The 7,136-nt window shown below is 40.1% G+C and carries 9 protein-coding genes; 6 read left to right on the forward strand and 3 right to left on the reverse strand.

From position 1 onward, the window contains the following. The first annotated feature begins 173 nt into the window (after positions 1-173). A complete protein-coding gene (locus AABI99_RS04100) occupies positions 174-1,322 on the forward strand; it encodes a hypothetical protein (protein ID WP_338363597.1) in 1,149 nt (382 codons plus the stop codon). A gap of 64 nt (positions 1,323-1,386) precedes the next feature. Here AABI99_RS04100 and AABI99_RS04105 read toward each other — a convergent pair whose 3' ends face one another. Next, entirely contained in the window at positions 1,387-2,064 is a 678-nt protein-coding gene (locus AABI99_RS04105; RefSeq protein ID WP_338363598.1) for a glutathione S-transferase N-terminal domain-containing protein, read from the reverse strand. Positions 2,065-2,362: 298 nt separating this feature from the next. Between AABI99_RS04105 and AABI99_RS04110 the strand changes: the two genes are divergently transcribed. From AABI99_RS04110 to AABI99_RS04120, 3 genes are read left to right on the forward strand one after another with little or no spacing between them, the layout of a single operon-like run. Next, positions 2,363-3,043: a CsgG/HfaB family protein gene (locus AABI99_RS04110; protein ID WP_338363600.1), complete on the forward strand. Its 681-nt coding sequence runs from the start codon at positions 2,363-2,365 to the stop codon at positions 3,041-3,043. After that, positions 3,043-3,390, forward strand: coding sequence for a DUF4810 domain-containing protein (locus AABI99_RS04115; protein ID WP_338363602.1), 348 nt, complete (start codon positions 3,043-3,045; stop codon positions 3,388-3,390). The genes AABI99_RS04110 and AABI99_RS04115 overlap by 1 nt, the downstream gene beginning before the upstream one ends. 1 nt (position 3,391) lies before the next feature. After that, positions 3,392-4,069, forward strand: coding sequence for a DUF799 domain-containing protein (locus AABI99_RS04120; RefSeq protein WP_338363606.1), 678 nt, complete (start codon positions 3,392-3,394; stop codon positions 4,067-4,069). A 58-nt stretch (positions 4,070-4,127) separates the two neighbouring features. On the opposite strand, the gene AABI99_RS04125 is transcribed toward AABI99_RS04120, so the two are convergent. Then, positions 4,128-4,718: an ACP phosphodiesterase gene (locus AABI99_RS04125; protein ID WP_338363608.1), complete on the reverse strand. Its 591-nt coding sequence runs from the start codon at positions 4,716-4,718 to the stop codon at positions 4,128-4,130. Between the two features lie 97 nt (positions 4,719-4,815). Here AABI99_RS04125 and AABI99_RS04130 point away from each other — a divergent pair, with 97 nt between their 5' ends. Next, positions 4,816-5,292, forward strand: coding sequence for a YqhA family protein (locus tag AABI99_RS04130; protein ID WP_338363610.1), 477 nt, complete (start codon positions 4,816-4,818; stop codon positions 5,290-5,292). Between the two features lie 187 nt (positions 5,293-5,479). Continuing rightward, a complete protein-coding gene (locus AABI99_RS04135; protein WP_338363612.1) occupies positions 5,480-5,725 on the forward strand; it encodes a DUF4235 domain-containing protein in 246 nt (81 codons plus the stop codon). A gap of 68 nt (positions 5,726-5,793) precedes the next feature. On the opposite strand, the gene AABI99_RS04140 is transcribed toward AABI99_RS04135, so the two are convergent. Next, complete coding sequence (locus AABI99_RS04140; protein ID WP_338363614.1) at positions 5,794-7,026, reverse strand: cytochrome C; 1,233 nt, start codon at positions 7,024-7,026, stop codon at positions 5,794-5,796. Positions 7,027-7,136 lie beyond the last annotated feature (110 nt).

Raw genomic sequence — 7,136 nt, forward strand, 5'->3', positions numbered from 1 at the left:
GTAAAGTAATTTGCTCGCTAAAAACGCAGCGCTTTAATAAATTCACCAAATTGTAATGTTGTAACATATTGTTTATGTCAAATACATGTGGGATTAAACTTATTCATTTGCTCTAAAGGTTTAATCGTAGGATAGTAAGTTATTAATAAAAGAACGGCTTAATTAGGAATATCATGATCAAAGTATTACTAGCAACCAGCTTAATTGCCTCTTCATTCGCCACTTTAAGTAATCCACTCACCGTTGAAGAGCAACGTATCAATAAAGCCCAGACTGCCATGCCAAATGTGTTAAGCGCCTTTAAACCACAAGTAACAGAGTTTGAGCAACAATTTAAAGCCCTGCAGAACTTTAAAGAAGCCAAAAGCTTAGTGCAAGCGTATGGTTTTGAACTGTGGGAAAGCGCTAAACAGCGTATTATAAAAACTAAAAACTACGATGACCGGGCACTTTACTGGGCACGCTTGCTTTCAAGCAAGGTAATACGTACAACCGCGACTAACTTTGACCCATCTGACGCGCAAATAAATACCCTATTACATATGCTAGAAGAAACCAGCCGAGGCCGTACCGACTTAGCTTTTTCATCAGGCAGTGATAAAAAAATTATTTTGACCGGGTTTGACCCGTTTTTACTTGATAAAAATATCAACCAAAGTAATCCATCTGGGGTAGCCGCATTATTACTCGACGGCCAAGTTATTAATTACAATGGCGTGAGCGCCGAAATTAACACAGTAATGGTCCCTGTGCGCTACGAAGACTTTGATCAAGGCATAATAGAATCTCTCCTTGCTCCCTACTACGCATTGAACAACGTTGACATGGTGGTAACCGTTAGCATGGGCAGAACCGAGTTTGACCTAGAACACTTTCCGGGTAAACGACGCAGTGTCACCGCGCCAGACAACGCCAATATTGTATACAGCGGCACCCAAACAAGCCCTGTTATACCCAAGTTAAATGGCCGCTCTTTACCAGGCAATGAATTTGTAAAATTTAGCCTACCAGTAAGCGCCATGCAAAACGCCAAAGGCCCATATAAAGTAATCGACAACCGCGAAGTAACTACACTCGATAAAACCTTTAAAGCGCTTTCGTACGGCGCGCTAAAAAGTAGTGTTGCGGTAAATGGTGGCGGGGGTGGTTATTTATCTAACGAAATATCGTACCGCAGCATACGCCTACGCGATGAGCTAAACTCAAGTATACCAACGGGGCATATACATACTCCGCGTATACAACAGTTTGAGCCAGAAACAGAAGCTAAAATAGTAAAACAAATTAAAGCAATGCTAGAACAAAGCTTAGTTGCGTTGTAGCAAAGCTAAGTATTTAATATACGTGAAAAAGGGCAAAATTAATTGCCCTTTTTGCTTTTTAGTATTAGCTTTTAGGATAATTAGAAGGGAAAAACGCGCGTTTTGCCTCTTCATCAAACTCTTTTTTAAAGGCGACATCAGTGCCAATTTTGCGCGCACGTGCAACCGCCGGGCGGCTATCAACGCTTTCAAACCAACGCTTTAAATTAGGGTATGGCGCTAAACCTTCTTCACCAAGCACTACAGCAGCTTTATCAATCCAACCCCAAGCAGATACATCAGCAATGGTGTATTCATCGCCCACTATAAAGTCGCGACCTTCAAGGTGTGTATCAAGCACTTCGTAGTGGCGTTGTGCTTCACGTAAATAGCGATTAACGGCATAATCAAGCCCTTGTGGCGCCATATGTCTAAAGTGCACACTTTGCCCTGAGTATGGCCCAAGGCCCGATGCAATAAACATTAACCACGAGAGCATTTCGGCGCGATCTTCCACTTTACCCGCTAACTTACCGTGCTTTTCACTTAGGTACATTAAAATAGCGTTCGAATCAAACACACGGGCTTCCCCATCAACAATAGCAGGGGCTTTTGCATTAGGATTTATGGCTTTAAATTCGGGTGTGTGCTGCTCACCTTTTAAGGTATCAAGTGGCACAAGCTCAAACGGTAACCCTGTTTCTTCTAAAAACAATGCAACCTTCATTGGGTTAGGTGTGTGGTGAAAATAAAATTTGATCATAAAACGCTCCTAAAAGTAGTAGCTACAATTAAACCACAACTTGAGCGGTTGCTCAATAATTTACTTTCAAAGTGAATAACGACTAGCAGAGCCCTCATCTTACTTTACTAAGCTTGCTCATTCGAAAAGTGTCTGAAAATTACATTTTTTAAATTAAGGAAATAAATACAAACCATTAATAACATTGCGTTTACAAGTTTTTTTGTTTATAAAGGCGTTTAGAATGGATTCTTAAACTTTTTTATAGAGCTCCTTTCTAAATTACTTCTGCATTTATTTAAACGGATATAAAAAACTTATGCGCATTAGCAATAAACACATTAAAACAATAATAATTTCTGCATTAACTGCATCTATATTATCTGGCTGTGCTACTACATCGTCAAAAGTAGTTGAAACGCCAACGGTAGCAAGCTACAACACCACTTACTCTGGCACAAAAAGTAAATTAGTCGTAGGCCAATTTGTAAATCGCTCTAGCTTTCAGAACGGCATATTTTCTTCAGGACAAGACCGTTTAGGTAGCCAAGCTAAAACTACATTAATGAGCCATTTACAACAAACAAATCGATTTAGTGTTCTAGACCGCGACAATATGGCAGCCCTAGCAGAAGAAGCAAAGTTAACAGGTACAAAACAGGTTCTGAGTGGCGCTAAATTTGTAGTAACAGGCGATGTAACAGAGTTTGGCCGAAAAGCCATTGGCGATCGCCAACTGTTTGGTTTACTAGGTAAAGGTAAATCACAAATTGCGTATGCAAAAGTAACTTTAAATATTGTTGATGTAACAACTTCAGAGGTTATTTACTCTGTTCAAGGCGCTGGCGAATACAGCTTGTCGGAACGTGAAGTTATTGGCTTTGGTAGTACAGCATCATACGATGCAACCTTAAACGGAAAAGTACTCGATTTAGCGATTCGTGAAGTAGTTAATAAGCTTGTTAGTGGTTTAGAGTCTGGCCAATGGGGTGATAAATAATGAAAAAGTTATTACCACTCGTTGTCGTTTGTGCTGCGCTTGTAGGTTGTAATTCGACTAAAGAGCCGATTTACTATTATGGCGATTATAGCACTGCTGTTTATGCCTATTTAAAAGCGGATGAAGTAACCGCTGAAGAACAAATTACCATGCTTGAGCAAATTATTAGCGAAGCCGCTGGTAAAAACAAGCCTGTTGCGCCAGGGCTGCATGCTCACTTAGGTATGCTCTATTTTGAAACAGGTAATCCTTCATTAGGTACAAGTCACTTTGAAACAGAAAAAACACTTTTTCCTGAGTCTGTGCAATACATAGACTTTCTATTAAAATCAGCGAAAGGTGCTTAACATGTTCAACTTAAAAACACTTACAACAGCAGCATTACTAGCACTACTTGCAGGTTGTGTATCGCCCCCACCAGCACACGATTACACTGCATTTAAACAAGCAGACCCTCATTCAGTAATTATTTTGCCACCATTAAATAATACACCTGAAGTTATAGCGCCATACAGTGTTATGACACAAATGGTTGCCCCTATAGCTGAGTCTGGTTTTTATGTTTTCCCTGTAGCGCTTGTTGAGCAAACGTTTAAAGGTAACGGCCTTACAGTGGCAAGTGATGTACACCAAGTACCCGTTGAAAAACTGCATAATATTTTTGGTGCCGATACAGCCCTTTACATTACCATCGAAGAATACGGTACGAGCTATGTTGTAATATCGAGCGAAACAGCAGTAACGGTTTCAGCATCCTTAGTAGATTTACGTTCCGGTGAAAAACTATGGCAAGGTAAAGCAAGAGCTTCATCAGCAGAGCAGCAAAATAACAGCGGTGGCGGATTAGTTGGTATGCTAGTAGTTGCGGCTATTAATCAAATTGCAGAAACGGTGACCGATAAAGGGTTTGAAATTGCAGCAATTACTTCAACTCGTTTACTATCGTCTGATACTTACAATGGCCTGCTTTACGGACCTCGCTCACCAAATTACGGTAAGCCAGCACCAAGTGAAAAACAAAAATAACGAGTACCGTTATTAAGCAAAAATCAAAAAGGCCAAACTAAATATAAGTTTGGCCTTTTTAATATGACCTTTCTAAGGCATGTTCGTTAACATGCTCAATCAACTTAGGAAAAAACGCTAAAAAAATAGCCTCTAACTCATGGTAGTTTTGCGTTATATCCTCAGCAGTACCAGCAAAGTTATTAGTAAAGCGAATACGTTTGGCTATGTTATCAAGCGCAAGCCCTACCCCTTCTATCGTTTCGTACTCTTTAAACCAATCGTTTTTAGTCATGCTGGTTACAACATGCTGCATGCGCGGTGGCATAACCGCTATGCGATCATTTAAAAGTGCGTAGCTGCTGCGTTTAAAATCATTTAAAGGAAGTTTGTTAAAGTGTTGCCAATGCCTAATTAAAAAATGATCAAACAGCACGTCAATCGCTACGCCTGCAAAGCGTTTTCGCTCGGGCGAAAAGTACTGTTTGGCTTCTTTTACTAAAGGGTGTGAGTCGGTAAACTTATCAACTAAGTAGTGATTTTCTAGTGCGTTTTTAACGCTACTTGGCAGGTGCTGTGCATACCTGCGGCCGCCAAAATCACCCAGTAAATTTCCAAAGTGCGAATCGGCTGTAGGCTTTGCTAAATAAAGGTGAGCTAAGTAATTCAAAGTGTTCTCAGTTTATTGTGCTTTTTAAATAGTAACTTAGGGATCTAACCTATACTATGCTTAGTATAAGTTTTATTTAATTATAAAGTTGATAAGCATGGAAAATATATTCCAAACTAGCCGTTTTTTAGTTGTGATTGCGGTTATTACCGCAGCAATATCATCACTTCTTGTTTATGTTTCGTGCATTAATATTGTTTTTAATAGTGTGGCTTCAACCATACTCAATTTGCCCGATTCAGCAAAAGCCGGTAAAGCCCTAATCGTTGAACTACTTAAAATCCTCGATTTACTCTTAATTGGTATTACTTTACAAGTTATAGCCATTAGCTTATATCGCCTGTTTGTATCACCCATCAAATCAAAAGAAAGTAAATTTTTAGCCGCTTTTAATATTAAAGATTTTCATGATTTAAAAATAACCCTAGTACAAGTAACTTCTGTGGTACTCGTTATACTATTTTTGGAGCATGCAGTAGAATTTGGCGGCACAATAGAAACTCTTTATCTAGGAATAGCCATTGCCATTGTTATTGCTGCCTCTACATTTGCATGGCGCTCAATGAAAGACTAATTACACAATATTGAACATGTTTAGTACGTTTGCCAAATTCACCCTGTACAAACCATTTTAGTACGTTTTGTACTTGTTTAATTTAGGCTTTATTACCTTTGGGTATGTAACTTGCTGATACTCATATTCTTACTTTAAAAGTTAAACGTAAATAACGCTTATTGATATCTATTAAAAGGAGGACATTATGAGTAATAAACAACTAATTACGACGATAGGTGTAGGTTTAGCAGCGGCTTCTGCCGGTATGCTAACAAGGAAAACTTTACAAAAATCGTGGGAAAAGGTTACCAACGAGCCCGCCCCAAAAGACAAGCCAAGCGAGCATACAGATCTTAAAGAAGCCGTTACATGGGCGGTGGTATCTGGCATTGGTGCAGGCGTGGCAAGAATGGCCGTACATTACGTACTAGACAAGCGCAAGTCAAAGTGAGTCAACATTTAGCCTAGTGCATTTAAAACACACTAGGCACTGCAATTCAATATAACATGCAAACATAGCTACTTAGACCAAGTTATTTCGGCTAATTGATTGGTCGCTGTTTGATGAATAATGAGGCCGTTATTACCCATACGCATGTGCCTAATTAGGCCAGAGTAAACGCCTTCTTTACTCGGAATTTGCCAGCTTTGCATGGTTTGAGTTTTTAAATCAAACCTAACTAGTGTTTCGGGGCGCTTGGCCGACTCATTAAACCAAATAGCATTATCGGCATATTCAATGGCATACGGGTGGCTGTTTGCGCCGCTGGGATTATCCCACTGCGTTATTTTACCTTTTTTGGGGTTATAGCGGCCCAATTTCCCCATGCCAGAGTTTACATAAAACACCATATCATCAGGCGTAATAGCAAGGCGCCTAGTATGTGTTTTAGCACCTGGGAGTTTTATTTCGCTAAGCGCCATAGTGTTTTTATCAACTTTAACTAAACAGTTACTGCCATTACACGACACCCAAGGCGTCCCGCTTGAATCAAGCTTTATACCATAAGGCCGCGAGCCTTTAGTAGGCAAAGTAGCCAGTTTAATATCACCGCTTTTAGGGTTTAGCCTGCCAATCATGTTGCTGTGCTGCAGGGTAAACCAAAATATGCCCGCATCATCAAACACGCCTGTATGTGGGTCACGGGCGTTTTTATCAGGCATTTTATACACTTTAAATTTTTCGGTTTTTAAATCTAAATACCCCACCGTGCCATTTTTATTACCTAAAAACCAAGGGGTTTGATTTTTATCAAGCGACACACTGTGCGCATACGTACCACTTGGCAACGTGTACTCTTTCATTTCACCGGTTTTAGGGTTTAACCTACCTAAAATATTGCCCCACTGGCCAACCCACCAAATAATGCCATTTTTACCTTGCACAGGGTCGCGAGCGCGTTGCCCAAGCGTAGGCACTTGCCAGTATTTAAAGCTAAGTTTTAAATCGCCTTTAACCACAGTTGACTCGCGCTTAGTGTTAACAGGGTAATGCTTGGCCAAATACGTGCTTATATCTTTACTAAGCGCAGTACCCTCGCCTGTATCTACCATATAGCTTATAAGTGTTTGCCAATCCGCTTGGCTATAACCTGCACTACGCTCAAGGTTGTTTAAACTATGGCAACTGGCACAAAGCTGCTCAACTAATACCCCAGGCTCGTTACTCAATGCAGGTAACGGCGCAGCTAAAGCTCCTAGCGCAGCCATTGCTGCAACGTATTTATTAAATAAAAATCGATTTTTACGCATAACGCCCTTCCTTTTTAATATTAAAGCACAGGGCGAAAGTGTTTGCTATGTGAGCACTTTTAGCTTTTAGCTTTTAGCTTTTAGCTTTTAGCTTTTAGCTTTTAGCTTTT

It is taken from the genome of uncultured Pseudoalteromonas sp. (assembly GCF_963922945.1).
Lineage (GTDB): Bacteria > Pseudomonadota > Gammaproteobacteria > Enterobacterales > Alteromonadaceae > Pseudoalteromonas.